Genomic DNA, 17828 nt, shown 5'->3' with positions numbered 1-17828 from the left:
CTTGTAGAGCTAAAACCTCACGCCTACGGTATTGCCGTTCTCGTCTTCAGCAGGCAAATGGTAAGTATCAATAAGGTGGCCTTGAAGCCAAATATATTGCGGCATCCAAAAAGAGTACTGTCGTATAAGAGCCAATACTTCTTTTAACGGTTTGTTTGCATGAGGCTCGGCAAGACGGAAGTACATGAATGAGCAATAATCTCGAAAATACTCATGAAGCTCTGAATCCGATAGCGTTTCTTTTAGCGGCCTGTTTTGTTCGTCTTCCTCATCAGGGGAATTGGCATAAATTTCGAATAGCTGCTTTTCAGTGAGCATCTCCAAGAAGTGGTCTTCAATTAAAATTCCATCACTGGTATCGACATCCATACCATCTTTGACATCAAAAGCCATGACACATCCTGAAGATAACGCCACTTCTGATGGCTTCAGTAAGTCATTAGCTTGTACAACTTGATGCCAATGATTAAAACCAACAGAGATTGCAATTTCATCGAGTGCTTGAGTGTGTGGAATAGATTTTTCACGTTTAAGCTTTCGTGCTTTTTGCTTTAAACGTTCAACCGTGGCAGAGGAAATGATTTTAGTAATTTGCATTGAGTTTCTCCTATTAGCGAATACAGTGCCCACTGCCGAGGTCGCAGAAAAAACCTAAGCAAAAAATATATTTGATATGCATGTCGTCCCGTCCGGGTTTGCTAAAGTGGGCAGCTGGTCTCGACACGACCAATATCCTCATCATATCAACCGCATCAAAAAGATCAATTGTTAGTATTGTCTGAGTAGAACCCTCAAAACCTTCAAGAATTCGGCATCTAGCTGACCACTGAAGCTGCCAATCCCGAGGCATTCTTCACTTCTCAATTCAAACAACGAGGAGTGACTATGGAACCTGTGAGTATTCCGTCCTATATCGATGACCCGCCGCACTTCCTGCTTTGGAGTGCCGATGAGATGGCTCCCATTCTGTTGGGGCTAGTGATCGGCATTTTTACCGGTAATGCCTTGGTTTTATGCCTGTTGGGGTTGGTGACAACCAAGCTCTATCGGCGTTTTCGTGATGGTCGCCCAGATGGTTTTATTCTTCACGCCATCTACTGGGCCGGACTGTTGCCAACCAAAGCCAAGACGATCCCTAACCCATTTATCAGGAGCTATCTGCCGTGAAGTTCGACGTGTTTTTAAAATCATGGCAAGGCACGCAATTAGAGAACCGATGGCAACGGTTTCTGATTGCGGTGCTGGTGCTATCTAATTTGCTGCTTGCGGTAGCGGCATTTTCTCGCAATACCGTGGTGGCCATTCAACCGCCAACCTTGTCTGAAACGGCTGAAGTGTCACGAAACCAGGCTACTCAGCCTTACTTGGAATCCTGGGGGCTCTACCTGGCTGAGCTTATGGGCAACGTGACGCCGGGTAATGTGTCTTTTATCCGGGTTGCTATTGAGCCGCTACTTTCTCCAGCGGTGTACCAGCAAGTGGTCGATGCACTGGAGATTCAGGCAAGACAGATCCGTGAAGACCGAGTCACGCTCAAATTCCAACCCAGACAAGTGGAGTATGAGTATGAAACCGGCCATGTCTTTGTGACCGGTTATTCCTTGGTCTCTGGACCATCTGGAGATGAACAGCGCCAAACTCGCACCTATGAGTTTGACATCGATATTGAGCAATACCGTCCAAAACTCAATTGGATGGATACGTATGAGGGGCAAGCTAGAACGAAGCGAGTTCGTGAAAAGTTGACCCAAGAGCAAAACCGGAGGGTGAATGATGCGAACCAAAATTAGTCGATGGATGACACCAAGCTTAATCGCAATGAGCTTGAGTGGCGTTCTGTTATCACAAGCGTCGTATGCAGACGTGGAATTGCCGATTGTGCCAGCCAGTGTGATGAAGCAGTCTGCTACTGCAAATCCACCGGTTCAAAGCAATTCGGTTGCAGCGGATACGCCAACAACGCTACTGATGACACCGGGGGTTAATGAACTGATCCCTGTAGCACTTGGTCATCTGAATCGAATTGTGACGCCGTTTGAATCGCCTCAGGTGAGAACAACCAGTGATGCTCAGACGCAAATCAAGGGGAATGTTGTATATGTAGCCACGGACAAAGAATCACCGGTTTCACTTTACATCACACCGCCTGGTCAGGAAGCGCCCGCATTATCAGTCACCTTAGTACCTCGTCGTATTCCACCGCGTGAAATCACCTTAGCTATTGATGGTCAGCAGTGGCCTATTAAGGGCGTCGTGAACCGAAAAGCCGCCACTTGGGAAACGGCTCAACCATACGTCGATAGCTTACGTGACTTACTCAGAAGCCTTGCATTAAATGAGTTACCACAAGGCTATGACATCCGTTTAGCTGGCCAAACTGACACAAGCCCGAAATGTTTTCAGCCGGGCTTAAAGTTTGGTTTTAAGCAGGGGCAAATTGTGACGGGACATTACTTCACCGTCTATGTAGGACTGGTTGAAAGCTTTGCCGATGAGCCGATAGAAGCCAGTGAAATAGCCTGTCATGCACCAGATATAGTGGCAAGCGCCTACTGGCCTCGCAATATCTTGTTGCTGGGTGAAAAGACTGAGTTGTATGTGGTTGTTCGCAATCATCGTGAAGAAGCGGTGGAAAGTCAGCGACCTTCGCTTCTTGTGGGAGGTGAATAACGATGAAAGCACAATGGGAACAAATGAGCCCGAACATGAAGCGGGGCCTATCGGTTGCCGGTATTGCTGGTGGTCTCATCTTTATGGTGATGGTGTTTTCACCTACTCCTGACGATGGCTCAAGCAGTCGGAACCGACAGGAAACGATCCGGCACATTCTTACGGATACCAATACTCGTGATGTTGGGGTCGATAGTTTGGCTGCGAACGTAAAACTACTCAGTGAGCGCAATGAACAGTTACGTCGTGAAGTTGAGCGCTTGCGTCGTGACGTCGATTCAGGACGGCTAAGCCCAGGTTCGCCTTCTATACCAAGTGAGGTCAATGCGGAGTTGGCTCGCCTTCGAGCTGAACTTGATGATGTTCGCGCTGGGGGAGATTCAGTAGTTGAAGGCACAAATAGCCGTTTTGAAGTGCCTTTATCTGCCATGGAATTACCCAAAGACGAAAAGCCACTGCCGTCTAACCCAGACGACTATTTTGCCAATGCGCCGCTGCCTGATCCGCTCTATCAGCAGCCAGCCAATGGCCAAGGTACACGAGCACGAGATGTTCCATTGCCGCCAATCACGATTCGTATGATTGAGCCTGAAGTGGTTGCTGAACCAGAGGTTGTTGTGCAAGAAGCGCCGCCTTTGTATCTACCGGCGGGCAGCATCATCTCAGGTACTTTAATCACCGGTTTGGATGCACCTACTCACGAGTCCGCAAGACGCGAGCCTTTTCCTGCATTGCTGAGGATTCAAAAGGAAGCCATTTTACCCAACCGATTTAGAGCGGATATCAAAGAGTGTTTCTTGATCGCCGCAGGTTACGGTGATTTGAGCTCTGAGCGTGCTTATTTGCGAGGCGAGACCATTTCATGTGTGAGAGAAGATGGTGGCGTCATTGAAACACGACTGGATTCTTATGCCGTAGGTGAAGACGGCAAAGCTGGTATTCGTGGCCGATTAGTGTCGAAACAAGGCCAGCTGGTGGCCAAATCGATGATGGCCGGATTCCTTCAGGGCTTGGCAGGCGCATTTGATGTGAATCCTGTTCCGACGATTCAGACGGGTAATGCCGGTGATACTCAGTTGTACCAGCAAGTCATGAGCCAAGAAGCATTACAAGGTGCTGCGATTAAAGGCACCGGTAAAGCATTGGATCGAGTGGCCAAGTTCTATTTGGACATGGCTGAAAATATGTTCCCAGTCATAGAGGTAGACGCTGCAAGGAAAATTGAAGTCATAGTCACTCGTGGTGCCTCGTTGTCGTTGGCCACTTCGCAAGGGGGAGGTGCAAGAAGATGAAAAAATCCTGCATGTTGCTAACCGATCGAAGTCCGTTTCAGACAATAAGATGTGTATCCAGAGGAGAGTTAACCATGACGACATCAATGCAGAACAACTCAAAGCACCAGCTAAAACAGTGGTCTAAAGCTGGATTACTTTTATTGGCAGTCGGCTCAACCTTATTGTCTGGCTGTAGTTCATTGGGTCTTGGGAGTAGTGAATATGGATGCCCAGGTATGCCTGACGGTGTGCGCTGTTTATCCGCTCGTGAAGTCTATGAGCTTACCAGTAATGGCGCTGCACCCAAGACGATTGATGCTGTGGCGACTCGAATTGGTTCTCCCTCTGGGTATTCACAATCTGATTTAGAGACAGGACTGCTGAGCCATCCGGCATTACCCGAGATGCAGCAATCTGCACCTATTCGCATTCCTTCAAGGGTAATGCGGATTTGGATTGCGCCTTGGGAGGATGACCGTGGGGATCTGAATTTATCCAGCTACGTGTTTACCGAAATTGAACCGCGCCGGTGGGATATTGGGGTGTCAGCACCTCGAACGGTTTCGCCAGTGCTACGTCCACTTCAGACTCAAAGCGATTCTGCCTCAGCGGGAGCTGATGGTAAGCGCGATAACTTGAGTATCTACGGAGAAACTAACGAATGACAAATGTAGTTCGCACCATTCAAACTCAGCGCCTAATGACCATTGGTGCGCTTGGTTTAATGGCGTTAATGATTTCGGAGCCCTCATTTGCGGGCACCGGTGGTGATGCTTTCACCGATGTTTGGGATACCCTAAAAGATTGGACCCAAGGTACTTTGGGACGGATCGTAGCGGGAGCCATGGTTCTGGTGGGTATTGTGGGCGGTATCGCTCGCCAAAGCTTGATGGCTTTTGCCTTGGGCATTGGTGGCGGTATGGGTCTCTACAACACACCAACAGTCGTTGAAAGTGTTATGTCTGCAACCTTACCTGTTGTTGCCAGCACTCAAGAAGTTATTGGCACATCTGTTCCAGCAATCAGCGCCGTTTTACTGGGCACCTGAATGTGAACCACAGTAGGCAGTTCACTTAAGGCAATCAAACTTAGGTCTACACAACATCGGGTTATTGGTGATGTTGTGTAGACTTTTTCATTTCAGCGACGCCACATTTGCGAACTTGGTTTATAGTATTTGGTATGTTAATACCTAAAGTGTTAAAATCCCTATCGTAATAAACTAAATGGTTTATACTGTTCGTGATATTCACACTTGGGGTGTTAAAATGTCATCTAAGATAAACTGGCTTGTTGCTCATACTTCTCCTGGTGCGCTAGTACTTCAGCAATGGCTGACTGAAAACGGTGTGAGCTACTCCCTGGCTCAAAAGTACGCGCAGAACGGTTGGCTGAAGAAGCTTAGTTCTGGCGTGTACTATCGTCCAGATGCGCAGGGCGATATAAAGCCAACTTGGGTTGATGCCATTCAAGCATTGGATGTGCAATTGGGCGTTTCAGTTCATTTGGCTGGATTGAGCAGCTTAACTCACCAAGGACTGAGTCACTATTTACAGCTGAACAAAGAGCAAGTTTGGATTTGCGTTAAAAATAAGTCGTCCTTACCAAAATGGTTTCGTGAATTCCCTTATCAGAATTGGTTTTACTGTGGAAATCATAAGCTTGAAGTGAATCCCGAGAAAGATTTGAAAAGGATCACGGTTAAAGAGAAAGAACTCACTGTCAGCTGTGCAGAACTTGCTGCCTATGAAGTGGTAGACGGGATTGGGAAGCTGATTTCATTTGAGCATGTCGCAGAATTATTTCAGGGTTTAGTCAATCTTAGCCCTAGAAAAGTACAAGATATTCTTGAGCGAAGCAGCTCTGTTCAGGCAAACCGAATATTTCTATTTCTGGGTCGATACTACGATCACCAGTGGGTCAATCGCATAGATGAAACAAGAATTAAATTGGGTGCAGGAAAGCGGCAGGTTGTCGAAAAAGGACGTTTTGATGAGCGATATCAAATCACAGTGCCAGAGATATTAAGCGTCAAAAAAGGTGAACAACATAATGGATAAAGATAGCCCATATTACAAACAGGTTTCCTTGCTCATAAGACTGCTTCCTGTGGTAGCAACAGAGACGGTTTTTGCACTTAAAGGTGGCACCGCCATTAATTTATTTGTGAGAGATTTTCCTCGGTTATCTGTAGATATTGATCTTGCTTATCTTCCACTTGAACCAAGAGATGAGGCTTTGATTAATGTCAGGGCTGCATTGCAGCGCATTACAGACAGAATCAATACTCAACCAGATATCCGAGCGGCATTTCAGGATAATAAAGCTGATGAACTGAGAATCGTTGTATCAAGTCCGGTTGCGACGATCAAAATTGAAGTGTCGCCCGTCGCCAGAGGTACATTGCATAGTGCAGAAATAATGCCAGTTCAAGAGTCTGTTGAAGACGAGTTTGGTTATGCTGAGATTCAGGTAGTCAGTCTTCCCGATCTGTATGGTGGGAAATTGTGTGCTGCAATGGATCGCCAACATCCTCGCGACTTATTTGATGTGCGTATGTTACTTGGCAGTGAAGGGATTTCGAGAGAGATTTTGGTGGGTTTTTTAACCTATACATTAAGTCACCCTCGGCCTATTAATGAAGTCATGTCGCCAAACTGGCAGCCTCTGAATGAGAAATTTCAGGCAGAATTTGACGGAATGACTTTTGAAAAAGTTGAATGCGAAGACTTAGCCTCTGTTAGGCCCATGATGTTAATTGAACTGCAAAAACATTTCACAGAAAGGGATCATGCTTTCCTTATGTCATTCAAAAGAGGGCAACCTGACTGGGCATTGTTTGACTATCCTAATGCAGCAGACTTGCCAGCGATTCGTTGGAAGTTGCAGAACATTAACAAATTGGCAAAGAATCAAGCAAAACATCAAGAGCAATTAGATAAATTGAAGCAAGTGCTTGATGATTGGCTTGTTAACGCAAACGCCGAGTAATTCGTTTATAACAAACCTCAACGAGCTATAAGCCCCCTAGTTAGATTGCGATTTCTTCAATCTATCTAACCGAGTCCACATAGGACAACTGCATAGACTGGAGCCTCGATTTACATTAACGAGGACTCCTCATGCGAAAACTATCTCCAATTATTCTGGCGCTTGCGCTGTCTCCTTTGGTTCAAGCTGAACCAGTGTCTGAAGTGTCGCCCGTTGGCAAAATTGACGGCATGGTTTCTTTGCCGGTCACGGGTATGAAAGCGGTTGAAAGCAATGGCCGTATTGTTTTCATGTCAGACAGTGGCCGGTTCGTCATTGATGGCACGCTCTATGATGCCTGGTCGAAAAAGCCGCTTACTAGCCTTGAAGAAATTCGTGAAGCGGGGAACACGCTGGACTTAAGTCGTCTTGGCTTAAAAATGGATGATTTGAATCCACTGACGCTGGGTGAAGGCAAAAAGAAAGTGGTGGTCTTTGTTGATCCACGATGCCCGCATTGCCATGAGCTTTTGAAACAAGCCTTACCGTTAACCAAAGAATACACCTTCCAAATTCTCCCTGTGCCAGTGCTTGGTCCTGATTCAGAGCGTCAGGTTCGCCAGCTTGGCTGTGCGCGTGACAAAAAAGCGGCCACCGATGCATTGCTGAATGGTCGAATTAGTAACTTAGAGCAGGATGATGCCTGCAACTTAGAGCCAATGCAGCGTACCTTGGTGACGGCTCAAATCCTGGGCATTCAAGGCGTGCCTTTCATTGTCGCCAATGATGGTCGCATCAGCCGAGGCCGTCCTTATGACCTTTCCGCTTGGTTGGAGGGGCGTTAATGAAAGCCTCTCTGTATTCAGGGCAACGCGCTTCTGAGCTCTTGCCAGTATTGGCCTATTCAGACGATGAGCAACTGTTTTTCATGGAAGACCAAAGTGTTGGCTTTGGTTTTCTATGTGACCCATTGCCGGGTGGTGATGAGTCTGTTGCAGACAGGGTTAATGTTCTACTTAACAACGACTGGCCAAAAGACACTTTACTGCAATTTGGCCTGTACGCCTCGCCTGATATTCAAACCGACCTTCAACGCATGATGGGCTTACGGCATCGTCAATCCGATCCATTGCTCAGGGCGTCGATACGCAAACGTGCGGATTTCCTCGATGGGGGCACGGTTCAACCGATAGAAGAATCGACCCAGACTCAGGTACGCAACTTTCAACTGATCGTCACCTGCAAATTGCCTTTGGAAAGTCCTATACCGACGGAGCGTGAGTTGAGTCGAGCATCCGCGCTTCGGGCTTCTTTCTCGCAAGCGCTGGCAACGGTTGGTTTTCGTGTTACTGAGATGACTGACCGAAATTGGCTCGCGGCATTAAGTGCTCAGCTTAACTGGGGAAAAGATGCTTCTTGGCGCAATCCATCTCCAATCCGCAGTGAGGCAGATAAACCACTTAGGGAGCAAGTGTTGGATTATGACCGAGCTATCAAAGTGGATAGCCAAGGTCTGATGCTGGGTGATTACCGAGTTAAAACCTTATCATTTAAGCGCTTGCCTGAGCGGATCTGGTTTGGTCATGCCGCAAGTTTTGCGGGCGATATGATGACGGGTAGTCGCGGTTTACGCGGCAGCTTTTTGCTGAATGTCACCATTCACTTTCCCTCAGCCGAGGCGATGCGATCTCGTCTAGAGACGAAGCGTCAATGGGCGGTCAATCAGGCCTATGGCCCGATGCTCAAGTTTGTGCCGGTGCTTGCAGCCAAGAAAAAGGGGTTTGATGTTCTTTTTGAAGCCTTGCAAGAAGGTGATCGTCCTATTCGGGCAAATATGACCTTAACGCTGTTTTCCCCAACGGAAGAAGCGTCGATCAGCTCTGTTTCAAATGCTCGAACCTATTTCAAAGAACTTGGATTTGAGCTGATGGAAGACAAGTACTTCTGTTTGCCCATTTTCCTGAATGCCCTGCCATTTGGTGCTGACCGCCAGGCGATGAACGACTTGTTTCGATTCAAGACCATGGCGACACGGCATGTGATCCCTCTGTTGCCTTTGTTTGCGGATTGGAAAGGCACTGGCACGCCGGTGATTAACTTTGTTTCCCGTAATGGCCAGATCATGAGTGTGTCCCTTTATGACTCGGGCAGTAATTACAACTGTTGCATAGCGGCGCAATCAGGGTCGGGTAAGTCATTCCTGGTGAACGAAATCATATCCTCCTACTTATCAGAAGGCGGGCAATGCTGGGTGATTGATGTTGGCCGCTCTTATGAAAAACTGTGTGAAGTCTATGACGGTGAGTTCTTACAGTTCGGGCGGGACAGTGGCATTTGCTTAAATCCGTTTGAAATCGTTGAGGACTATGACGAAGAAGCGGATGTACTGGTTGGACTATTGGCCGCAATGGCCGCGCCTACGCAGTCATTAACTGATTTTCAGATGGCCAACCTAAAGCGTCAGACCCGTGAACTGTGGGAGAAAAAAGGTCGTGCCATGTTAGTTGATGATGTGGCAGAGGCTTTAAAAAATCATGAAGACCGACGTGTGCAGGACGTGGGTGAGCAGCTCTATCCGTTTACGACACAGGGCGAATATGGCCGCTTCTTTAATGGCCACAACAATATTCGCTTCAAAAACCGTTTCACCGTTTTGGAGTTAGAAGAGCTCAAGGGGCGCAAGCACCTGCAACAAGTGGTGTTGCTTCAGCTTATCTACCAAATCCAACAAGAGATGTACTTAGGTGAGCGGGATCGTCGCAAGATTGTGTTCATTGACGAAGCCTGGGATCTGCTGACTCAAGGTGATGTCGGTAAGTTCATCGAGACGGGTTACCGGCGATTTCGAAAATATGGTGGCAGTGCTGTAACGGTAACGCAGTCGGTCAACGATTTGTACGACAGCCCAACAGGTAAAGCCATCGCTGAAAACTCGGCCAATATGTACCTGCTTGGCCAAAAAGCCGAAACCATCAACGCGCTCAAAAAAGAAGGCCGTTTGCCACTCGGTGAAGGCGGCTACGAATACCTGAAAACGGTTCATACCGTCACGGGTGTCTATTCCGAAATTTTCTTTATTACCGAGATGGGCACCGGGATTGGCCGCCTCATCGTCGATCCGTTTCACAAGCTGTTGTACTCGTCCCGTGCAGAAGATGTAAACGCGATTAAGCAGTTAACGCGCAAAGGCCTTTCTGTTGCTGATGCCATCTCCCAGTTGTTAAAGGAGCGAGGCTATGAATAAGTCCACGCTTTGGCCATTTATGGCTTCTATTACTTTGTCTATTGCTGGTAGCGGTTTAATGACCAGCTGGCTCTTAATGAAAACACTCGAACCCATCCACAGCCAGTTGGCGTTAAGTACGCCCATTGCAGTCGTGGATTTTGGGGAGGCTGTGCTGTCACTGGGCCCCAATGCCAGCGAACAAGACATCGAATCCAGGTTGCTTCAGACCAATCAGCAAATTGAAAAGCTAAAAGCAGCCGGTTTTATCGTGCTGGATGCCCAAGCGGTGGTGGGTGCTGATGACTCCGTATTTGTGCCAGTAGGCTCAAAGGAGGTGTCTCATGCAGATACTCCGTAAAAGAATGCCTTGGCGGCCATATCTCATCCGGTTGACCGCTCTCGCGTTAATCATGTCCGTGGTAGGCACCTACGCCATGATGCGCTACCGAATAGGAATCGATACCCAGCAAGAGCGCTGCCTGCCTGATACCACGGTGTATCTGATTGACCTATGGAATAAAGAGCCCGTTAAGGATGGTTTGTATGCCTTCCACTCAAAAGGACTCGCTCCGTTATATAACGACGGTACTCGGATGCTGAAACGCCTAACAGGGATGCCAGGGGATGAAGTCAAGGTGACCCCTGAGCATGTGCTGGTGAATGGTGCTGAAGTCTCTACCGGCATGGCATTAGCCCAGCGTCTTGGTGTGGCGGGATCACAATTTAGCCGCTCATTGACGCTGCAAGAAAACGAGTATTGGTTTTCCGGTGAGGCCGCAACGAGTTTCGACTCCCGTTATTGGAATGCCGTTAAGCGCGAGCAGATTGTCGGTCGCGCTTGGCCGCTTTGGTAGGAGGTAGATGATGCAAAGACTATGTCTCTTATTTTTGTTGGTTGCTCCATTGTCTTGGGTTCAAGTGTCCTGGGCACAAGAGCCTTATCCGTTGTCTGACGAGGACAAAAAGATCGTCGAAATGAGCCGCAGCATTTTACAAAGTGCTGTGGATGGTTCATCTGAATTTATCGAGCCTTTTTCACCGATTGAACAACCTGCGTCGCTCAAACACAGCGATGAATGGTTGATATTTGCGTCGTCCTCACTGGGGGATTCCTCACTGAAGCAGCTATTTAAAGAGGCCAGTGCTACCGGCGCTATTGTGTTGTTTCGGGGAATTCCTGAAGGAAAGACCTTGGGGGCGGCTATCCGTGATTGGCATACGCTGATGACGGGGCTTGATCCTGTTCCTCAGGTTCGAATCGATCCGAAAGCCTTTGTGCACTGGCGGGTGACTAGCGTGCCTGCCATTTTCCGCATAGAAGATGACAAGGTGACTGCAAGTGCACTAGGGGTTTACAGCAAGGACTGGTTGCAGCGTCAAATTGAAACAGGCAATACCGGTTCATTGGGTCAACGCGGTCCTATTCATTCGATTTTAGAACCGGATTTGATGCAAGTGGCGATGCAGCGTTTACAGTCGATTGACCTGGGCGCATTAAAGAAAAAAGCCATTGAGCGTTTCTGGTCTCGCCAAACATTTACTGAGTTACCCAAAGCCACGCAGTATCGGATAAGAATGGTTGATCCAACCATCGTCATGCAGCGGCCACTATTGGATGCCAATGGCCGAACATTGATCCCAGCAGGAACGCGTATTAACCCGCTAAAAGCCTTGCCGTTTACTCAGCAGCTTGTGGTGTTTAATGCGTCGAACGCTGAAGAAGTGGACGGAGTAGCACATTGGCTTGAGGGCCAAGATAGGACACTGCGCCGCATTACGCTTATCACCACGCAGCTCGACCGTACTCAAGGTTGGAATAGCCTCAATGCGCTCGAAAAGACATTGGATAGCCCGGTTTACCTTCTCAATGCCTCGCTAAAGCAGCGCTTTGATTTGCAAGTCACCCCATCGTTTGTTCAAGCAAAGGGACTCGCGTTTGAAATAGAAGAAACTCCAGCAAAGGAGCTTGTTCATGAAAAAGCTCAATAATACGTATCGTCTGTTGCGGACTCTCGTTGTCATGTTTGTCCTGGGCGCATCTATTCCTGCTAAAGCCGAACTGACCTGCCCAGACGCGGGTTTATTGTCGGGTAAGCTGCTGACGGATGTTTGCTGGTCATGCATTTTTCCTATCCGGGTTGCAGGTCTTCCACTTGGCTCTGGCAGTGTCCCAAGCGGCGCATCAAACAAGTCATTTTGCTTATGTGAAGACAACTTAGGCGTGCCAAGGCCAGGTATTGTTACCAGCATGTGGGAGCCAGCGCGTTTGATTGAACTGGTCAGAACGCCAGGTTGTTCGCCTTCACTGGGAGGGATTCGTTTACCGTTAGGTGATAGACGATTGCAAGGTGGTCATGGTGAAGGTGAATACGATACCGGTGATCTTGCTTTCTACCATTACCATTATTACGCCTTTCCGCTTTTGGTCATGCTCGATTTGTTCATGGATGGCAATTGCAATGCCGATGGTTACATGGACTTTGACTTGATGTATTTGTCGGAATTGGACCCAACATGGCTGAACGATGAACTGGCCTTTTTTACTCAGCCTGAAGCGGCTGCCGTTGCCAATCCATTGGCTATATCTGCTTGTACCGCTGACGCTGCTTCATCAACGCTTGGTAAACCCATCGACCAGTTGTTTTGGTGTGCTGGCAGTTGGGGCCATCTCTACCCGTTATCTGGCCACACCTTAGCCTTTGGCTCATTAGCAGAAAACACCAGCCATTTAGCGGCGCGTGCAATCGCGGCTCAACACAGGCGTGGTCTTGCTAGGCGAACAATGGGGAACAGTGCGCTATGCCGACCTGTTATCGAACCCATGCTGCCGAAATCCCAATACAAGATGAGTATGTTCTTCCCTGTACCGGAAACTGAAAGTGCGCATGTCATCGGTGAAAGCACCATGAAATGGGGAGAGTGGCGAACGATCCCCGGTGCCGGTGAAGATGCGCTCTACATTTTGTGGCGCTGGCAAGACTGCTGTAACTCGGGAGGTTAACCATGAAACCAACACTTTTTACCCGAGTTTTAGCGGGTATTTTATCAATCACTATGGCGTGCCTGCCCTTACATGGTGTGGCCGCTGATGTGCAGCGCCAATCCGGCCTAAGCGGACAACAAGAAGGTAAGCAATTGCTGCAAAACTGGACGATGCCCGCACTCAATGGCAATACATTGTCGGTGCCGAATGGCAGTGGTAATGAGTCCATTAACTTGCAAGAGCTTTTCCCTGGTATGGATCAGGGCTCATTGGATGTCTTAACGGGCGTTTATGGCTCTGATGCCAGCATGAATCAATTGGGGACACAGCGCCAAGAGAGCATGGCATCCGAAAGTGGCGCTACGGGTGAAGCATTTCGTTCGCTACAGCAAATCAAAGACAGGTCTCGGCCAGATATGGTCAATGATCCGCTTTGGGCATTAACTGATGCGGTTCAAACTGACCCAAATCTATTAACGCAAAGCTTCCCAGGCTGTGAGTCTCAAGGTGAAGGCAGTCCAAACTACCAGCAATGTGACAGGCTCAATACAGCGGTTAACAGCTGCACTATTACTCACGATTACACGGCAGGCATTATTGAGCATGTTTCTGGACCGATGAACCTTCGCTCTTGTGGTGAGGGGTGTCTTGAAGTTTGGATAGGACGTATTGGCGACAACTACTGGAGTGGCCGTTGTAAAGTGTTTGAACAGGCCATCACACTCAAAGTCGTGAACCCCGATGCGATTACCTCAGCCGTTCTTGAGTACGCCAAATGGGATGACTACATGCAGGTGTGGCTTGGCGATCAGAAAGTCTGGTCTGGGCCCAATAATAACTTTCCTCCAGAAACGGCTGATCGCTGCGAGCTTAGTACCAGTTGGGAGCGCAATCCTAATACCGATCTAACGGCCAAGCTAAAAGCGGTAGAGTCAGGTTTAGAAGTGCCGGTAAAAATTCGCGTATCGGTTACGGGTAGTGGTGAGGGGTATGCACGCATCAAGGTGCGCTTTGATCCAACCAAGGTGGTGATGAATGATAGTTGGTCGCCACAATCCTGTATCGAACAAGCAGCGGATATCCCGGCTAAGTTTTCAGACTACAGCATTCAATGCACGGATCAGCCGTCTTCAACCAACGGATGTACGGTGGTCAATGGTGTTTCAGTTTGTGAATCCTATTTTGCCCCAAGCCCTGTGGCTGGCATATCGCCTTTGTGTCGGCGTGTTCAAGTCAGTGTGGATGATGAAAGCTATAAGGGGATTGAAAATCAGGTCTGCCAAGTGCTTGAAGCAAATCCTTCCTGTGGATTCATGTCGTCAAAATGTGCCGAGACCAATGATAAAGGTGAATGCATTCGTTTTACCGATACCTATGACTGTGGATTGCAAACCAGCGATCCAAAGTGCGTGGTATCCAATCTTATGCCGAGTAGTTTTGAGGCCTGTGAGCCTACTCAGACGATTACGCCATTCACTGAAATCAAGCATGTACCGGATTACCAGGTGTGCGAGAAGATCAGCACGCTTACTCAGTGTCAGTTAGAGCGACGTGTATCCGCTGAAACCCATCAACAAAGCTGGTCCATTGAGCGTGGTTGCTTTAGCTCTGAAACGCTCAGCTTTGTTCCACAGCACAGCAATACTATGCAAACTGGAAACGCTACGCTGAGGATTTTTGATAATCAAAATACTGAGATAAAAATCACTGAGTCGCCGTCCAAGGCAAATGGTTGGAAAACGACACTCTCATTGACGGGCAATAAGGAGACGGTGACTGAGACGAAACCGTCCATTAAATACCCTGAAATGACCTGTCCAAAAGGAACCTTGGTTGGCTCATTGTGTAAAGTCGTCAATGGTTCGATTATTTCGTGGCATGAACCCCAGGAAGTCACGCGTTCCAGATGCGAATCCGGCTGGAACAAAGTCGATTTCGACACTTGCAGCCGAGAAGTTCAGAAGTGTTTGGCTCCTGCGAAACTGAGCGCTTCATTGACCTTCTCTGGCAAGTACTTAGAGCAAGACATTGTTCATCAATCAAGTGATCCGGGCATAGACCAATGCTTGATGCAAACGGATCAGTTTACTGCGGTGCAGTGGCAGTGTTTGGATACGGGGACAAAACGAATCGAGGGGTTAACGGTTGGTAGTGGCGAGTTGGCAAAGCTTGGAAGTCTTTATCCGGCGGTTGTTTCGTCTCCTGCTCATTTAACCAGTCGTGGCAGTTCTGATAGACTGGGGCTCTCATGCTGGAGGGCAAGAGCGACCTACAATGCTTCGACTGCTCATCCAGAGTTCAACATGGGCAGCTCAGATAGCTGGGTAGATGCCAATGGTAATACACAAACCATCGTCAATAACGGACAAAACACGACCACCAATACGTGTGCCGCGCTGGAGCAAAACCCGGCCTGCCAGTATGTCAGAACCGAATGCACTGAAGGCGGGGCTGGTCATGAAGGCTTCTGCTATATCCAAAGTCTGGTGTATGACTGCGGACAAAGCGTTGAAGTGCAAAACGCTCGAATGGAAACTCAATACAACTGTGAGGGGCCAGTTCGCTGCATGGGCACAGATTGTTTAGAGCCAGAGTCAATCAAGCAGGCTAACTTTGCAGAGGCCGCTGCGATGCTTAATGCGGCGCAGTTTATGACCAATGATATGTCATGCACGGGAGCTGATGGCCAAGATAACGTCGAGTGTACGGTCTTTAAAGGAAATGCTGGCCAGTGCAAAAAAGCCGTTGGCGGCATAGTGGATTGCTGTGAAAAGCCAAGTGGCGTGTCGTTATCGGATTACATCACGATGATAGTGGCGGTTAACAAGCTTGATACGGCAGTCATGGCTATGAATCCGTCTTCGGCAATCTATGGTTCGTGGAATACGCTTAGGGAGCCAATCACGAGTACTTGGAGTGCGGTCAAAGAGCCTTTTGTGTCTGCATGGGACTCTCTCATGGGGGCTGGGCCATCAACGGCTGCTGGCGCGGGAGCGGAGCAAGCTGCGACTGGCTTCATGCAGGTGTTGACCAACAAAACGGCTGAATGGGTAGGCTCTACCTTTGGTTCGGGGGCGCAATCGGCACTGTTTAGTAACGTTGGTGGTGCTGTCGGAGCCGATGGTGTTGTTTCGGGCGGCAACTTTGCGCTGGGTGGCGCTGCGGGCGCGGTTCTGAGTACGGTTATGACGGCCTACATGATTTATTCAGTCACCATGATCCTCATTCAGCTTATCTGGAAATGTGAGCAGAGTGAGTTTGAAATGAATGCCAAGCGGGTATTGAAGAGTTGCCACTATGTAGGTTCTTACTGCAAGTCTAAGTTCTTAGGTGCCTGTGTTGAGAAACGACAATCATATTGTTGCTTTACTTCGCCGCTTTCACGGATCATTCAAGAACAAGTTCGTCCGCAATTGGGCCTTGGTTGGGGCAGTGCAAAGTCACCAAACTGCGAAGGTTTGACCGCGAGTCAGTTAAACCAGGTAGATTGGAGCCAAGTCAATCTGGATGAATGGATAGGTATCTTGTCGATCACGGGCAATCTACCTGAAATACCGTCACTGGATCTTGAGAGACTCACAGGCTCAGGAAGTACGCTAAATGTTGATGGAAACCGTCAAAGTGCCGCAGACAGAGCCATTGAACGGCTAAACGGAATGGATGCCCAGAAACTGCGTCAGGAGGCGACGGAAGAAGTCTCGGGCAATAATTGAGCACGCCCTTCTAAAATAGCTGCGCCAATAATGTTCCATATTGGTTACTTTAATGCGTTTTTCCGCTGTAAAGTAACCATTTTTTGGCTTTCTGATTTCAGCTCGAACATACTTCAGCTAACACGGTTTTGCCCCTTAGCGTGACAGCTTGTTTTTTAACCGATAAATTTCGTCCCAAGTTAATCAGGTTTGCACGAATGACTGGAAGTTAACGCACGGTGCTCAAAAACTCCCAAAAGTTATCAGAACACTAAGCTAAATTTGCCAACAAATGAATGCATAACCATGCAGCACAAGGCTGCCAGCAATTACAGAAAAATGCCAATCAGGTTATGACTGGCATTTTGTTGAAAAGGTTGCTTTGTGAAACTATCGCAGTTTATGAAAATGCGTTTTCAATACTCACCATTGCGATACCACGCACTTGCATAGAATCTAAGGCTAATGCATGAGCAACAGGATCAACTGTACAACAACACTCCTCAATGACTTTCGGGGTGTATTTTTCTGCTGCTGGAGACAGCGCAGTATGTGTCACACAGTTATGGGTCATCATTCCCGTTAATAAGATCTCTTCTACTCCCATGCCCTGAAGTAATTCTTCGAGATTGGTTTTCTCGAAACAATCAGCATGACGCTTAACAACAACAGGTGAGGTAGGTGCCGCTGCCATGATGTCTTTTTGAATTTCAGCGCCTTCCGATTCATCATAAAAGAATAGACCTTCACCCAGTTCAGGAGATACCAGATGTTGAATGTGAATAATCGGGATGTTCTTCGTATTCGCAATGGCCATAGCTTCTAGGGTTTTCGCAGTTGTAGTTTCAGGTTGATAAAGAGGATATTTGCCGCCAGCGAAATAGTCATTTTGGATGTCGATTACAATTAGTGCTTGTTTAGTCATGATGTTTCCTTTGAGTGTCTCGTTTTGATGCGTTCATTATGTTGAATTTGAACTTCTAGAACGAGAGGCTAAAATGACACATTAGAAG

General features: G+C 48.0%; 17 protein-coding genes. 15 read left to right on the top strand and 2 right to left on the bottom strand.

Going from position 1 to position 17828, the window contains the following annotated elements:
* Positions 1 to 9 precede the first annotated feature (9 nt).
* Positions 10 to 597: a plasmid-related protein gene (locus tag MAQ5080_RS04880; protein ID WP_067206324.1), complete on the bottom strand. Its 588-nt coding sequence runs from the start codon at positions 595 to 597 to the stop codon at positions 10 to 12.
* 288 nt (positions 598 to 885) lie between these two features.
* On the opposite strand from MAQ5080_RS04880, the gene traL reads away from it, so the two are divergent.
* The 15 genes from traL (at position 886) to traN (ending at position 16836) form a co-directional block, all read left to right on the top strand.
* Entirely contained in the window at positions 886 to 1167 is a 282-nt protein-coding gene (gene traL / locus MAQ5080_RS04870) for a type IV conjugative transfer system protein TraL (RefSeq protein ID WP_000433891.1), read from the top strand.
* The gene (locus MAQ5080_RS04865; protein ID WP_028870242.1) at positions 1164 to 1790 is read left to right on the top strand and encodes a TraE/TraK family type IV conjugative transfer system protein; all 627 of its coding nucleotides are present in this window, start codon (positions 1164 to 1166) and stop codon (positions 1788 to 1790) included. Before traL ends, MAQ5080_RS04865 begins: the two co-directional genes overlap by 4 nt.
* The gene (locus MAQ5080_RS04860; RefSeq protein ID WP_368730403.1) at positions 1771 to 2670 is read left to right on the top strand and encodes a TraK domain-containing protein; all 900 of its coding nucleotides are present in this window, start codon (positions 1771 to 1773) and stop codon (positions 2668 to 2670) included. The genes MAQ5080_RS04865 and MAQ5080_RS04860 overlap by 20 nt, the downstream gene beginning before the upstream one ends.
* 2 nt (positions 2671 to 2672) lie before the next feature.
* Complete coding sequence (locus MAQ5080_RS04855) at positions 2673 to 3962, top strand: TraB/VirB10 family protein (protein WP_067206318.1); 1290 nt, start codon at positions 2673 to 2675, stop codon at positions 3960 to 3962.
* A gap of 74 nt (positions 3963 to 4036) precedes the next feature.
* On the top strand, positions 4037 to 4609 hold the full coding sequence (locus tag MAQ5080_RS04850) for a TraV family lipoprotein (RefSeq protein WP_156496516.1): 573 nt from the start codon (positions 4037 to 4039) through the stop codon (positions 4607 to 4609).
* The gene (gene traA / locus MAQ5080_RS04845) at positions 4606 to 4992 is read left to right on the top strand and encodes a TraA family conjugative transfer protein (RefSeq protein WP_067206311.1); all 387 of its coding nucleotides are present in this window, start codon (positions 4606 to 4608) and stop codon (positions 4990 to 4992) included. The genes MAQ5080_RS04850 and traA overlap by 4 nt, the downstream gene beginning before the upstream one ends.
* A 220-nt stretch (positions 4993 to 5212) precedes the next feature.
* Entirely contained in the window at positions 5213 to 6004 is a 792-nt protein-coding gene (locus tag MAQ5080_RS04840) for a type IV toxin-antitoxin system AbiEi family antitoxin (RefSeq protein ID WP_067206308.1), read from the top strand.
* Positions 5997 to 6935: a nucleotidyl transferase AbiEii/AbiGii toxin family protein gene (locus MAQ5080_RS04835; protein ID WP_067206304.1), complete on the top strand. Its 939-nt coding sequence runs from the start codon at positions 5997 to 5999 to the stop codon at positions 6933 to 6935. Before MAQ5080_RS04840 ends, MAQ5080_RS04835 begins: the two co-directional genes overlap by 8 nt.
* Positions 6936 to 7066: 131 nt before the next feature.
* The gene (locus MAQ5080_RS04830) at positions 7067 to 7759 is read left to right on the top strand and encodes a DsbC family protein (RefSeq protein WP_031500474.1); all 693 of its coding nucleotides are present in this window, start codon (positions 7067 to 7069) and stop codon (positions 7757 to 7759) included.
* Positions 7759 to 10158 (top strand): type IV secretion system protein TraC, encoded by a 2400-nt coding sequence (gene traC / locus MAQ5080_RS04825; protein ID WP_024008831.1) that lies wholly within the window; start codon positions 7759 to 7761, stop codon positions 10156 to 10158. Before MAQ5080_RS04830 ends, traC begins: the two co-directional genes overlap by 1 nt.
* Positions 10151 to 10498, top strand: a complete 348-nt coding sequence (locus MAQ5080_RS04820) for a hypothetical protein (protein WP_004249366.1) — start codon at positions 10151 to 10153, stop codon at positions 10496 to 10498. The genes traC and MAQ5080_RS04820 overlap by 8 nt, the downstream gene beginning before the upstream one ends.
* A gap of 52 nt (positions 10499 to 10550) precedes the next feature.
* On the top strand, positions 10551 to 10994 hold the full coding sequence (locus tag MAQ5080_RS04815) for a S26 family signal peptidase (protein ID WP_438501667.1): 444 nt from the start codon (positions 10551 to 10553) through the stop codon (positions 10992 to 10994).
* 7 nt (positions 10995 to 11001) lie between these two features.
* Positions 11002 to 12129, top strand: a complete 1128-nt coding sequence (locus MAQ5080_RS04810; protein ID WP_231870781.1) for a TrbC family F-type conjugative pilus assembly protein — start codon at positions 11002 to 11004, stop codon at positions 12127 to 12129.
* Complete coding sequence (locus tag MAQ5080_RS04805; protein WP_004249369.1) at positions 12113 to 13141, top strand: TraU family protein; 1029 nt, start codon at positions 12113 to 12115, stop codon at positions 13139 to 13141. The genes MAQ5080_RS04810 and MAQ5080_RS04805 overlap by 17 nt, the downstream gene beginning before the upstream one ends.
* A 2-nt stretch (positions 13142 to 13143) precedes the next feature.
* Positions 13144 to 16836, top strand: a complete 3693-nt coding sequence (gene traN, locus MAQ5080_RS04800; RefSeq protein ID WP_067206298.1) for a conjugal transfer protein TraN — start codon at positions 13144 to 13146, stop codon at positions 16834 to 16836.
* A gap of 379 nt (positions 16837 to 17215) precedes the next feature.
* Here traN and MAQ5080_RS04795 read toward each other — a convergent pair whose 3' ends face one another.
* The gene (locus tag MAQ5080_RS04795) at positions 17216 to 17740 is read right to left on the bottom strand and encodes a cysteine hydrolase family protein (RefSeq protein ID WP_067206295.1); all 525 of its coding nucleotides are present in this window, start codon (positions 17738 to 17740) and stop codon (positions 17216 to 17218) included.
* Between the last annotated feature and the right edge of the window lie 88 nt (positions 17741 to 17828).

It is taken from the genome of Marinomonas aquimarina (assembly GCF_900089755.1).
Taxonomy (GTDB): domain Bacteria; phylum Pseudomonadota; class Gammaproteobacteria; order Pseudomonadales; family Marinomonadaceae; genus Marinomonas; species Marinomonas aquimarina.
Note: the sequence above shows the minus strand (reverse complement) of the source record. Positions and strands in the feature narration are given on the sequence as shown.

Bases quoted from the DNA above. Each gene is read 5' to 3' on its own strand.
- traC (WP_024008831.1), top strand. From the start codon at position 7,759: ATGAAAGCCTCTCTGTATTCAGGGCAACGCGCTTCTGAGCTCTTGCCA.
- MAQ5080_RS04840 (WP_067206308.1), top strand. From the start codon at position 5,213: ATGTCATCTAAGATAAACTGGCTTGTTGCTCATACTTCTCCTGGTGCG.
- MAQ5080_RS04805 (WP_004249369.1), top strand. From the start codon at position 12,113: ATGAAAAAGCTCAATAATACGTATCGTCTGTTGCGGACTCTCGTTGTC.
- MAQ5080_RS04795 (WP_067206295.1), bottom strand. From the start codon at position 17,740: ATGACTAAACAAGCACTAATTGTAATCGACATCCAAAATGACTATTTC.
- MAQ5080_RS04860 (WP_368730403.1), top strand. From the start codon at position 1,771: ATGATGCGAACCAAAATTAGTCGATGGATGACACCAAGCTTAATCGCA.
- MAQ5080_RS04830 (WP_031500474.1), top strand. From the start codon at position 7,067: ATGCGAAAACTATCTCCAATTATTCTGGCGCTTGCGCTGTCTCCTTTG.
- MAQ5080_RS04855 (WP_067206318.1), top strand. From the start codon at position 2,673: ATGAAAGCACAATGGGAACAAATGAGCCCGAACATGAAGCGGGGCCTA.
- MAQ5080_RS04815 (WP_438501667.1), top strand. From the start codon at position 10,551: ATGTCCGTGGTAGGCACCTACGCCATGATGCGCTACCGAATAGGAATC.
- traN (WP_067206298.1), top strand. From the start codon at position 13,144: ATGAAACCAACACTTTTTACCCGAGTTTTAGCGGGTATTTTATCAATC.
- MAQ5080_RS04880 (WP_067206324.1), bottom strand. From the start codon at position 597: ATGCAAATTACTAAAATCATTTCCTCTGCCACGGTTGAACGTTTAAAG.
- MAQ5080_RS04820 (WP_004249366.1), top strand. From the start codon at position 10,151: ATGAATAAGTCCACGCTTTGGCCATTTATGGCTTCTATTACTTTGTCT.
- MAQ5080_RS04850 (WP_156496516.1), top strand. From the start codon at position 4,037: ATGACGACATCAATGCAGAACAACTCAAAGCACCAGCTAAAACAGTGG.
- MAQ5080_RS04810 (WP_231870781.1), top strand. From the start codon at position 11,002: ATGATGCAAAGACTATGTCTCTTATTTTTGTTGGTTGCTCCATTGTCT.
- traA (WP_067206311.1), top strand. From the start codon at position 4,606: ATGACAAATGTAGTTCGCACCATTCAAACTCAGCGCCTAATGACCATT.
- MAQ5080_RS04835 (WP_067206304.1), top strand. From the start codon at position 5,997: ATGGATAAAGATAGCCCATATTACAAACAGGTTTCCTTGCTCATAAGA.
- traL (WP_000433891.1), top strand. From the start codon at position 886: ATGGAACCTGTGAGTATTCCGTCCTATATCGATGACCCGCCGCACTTC.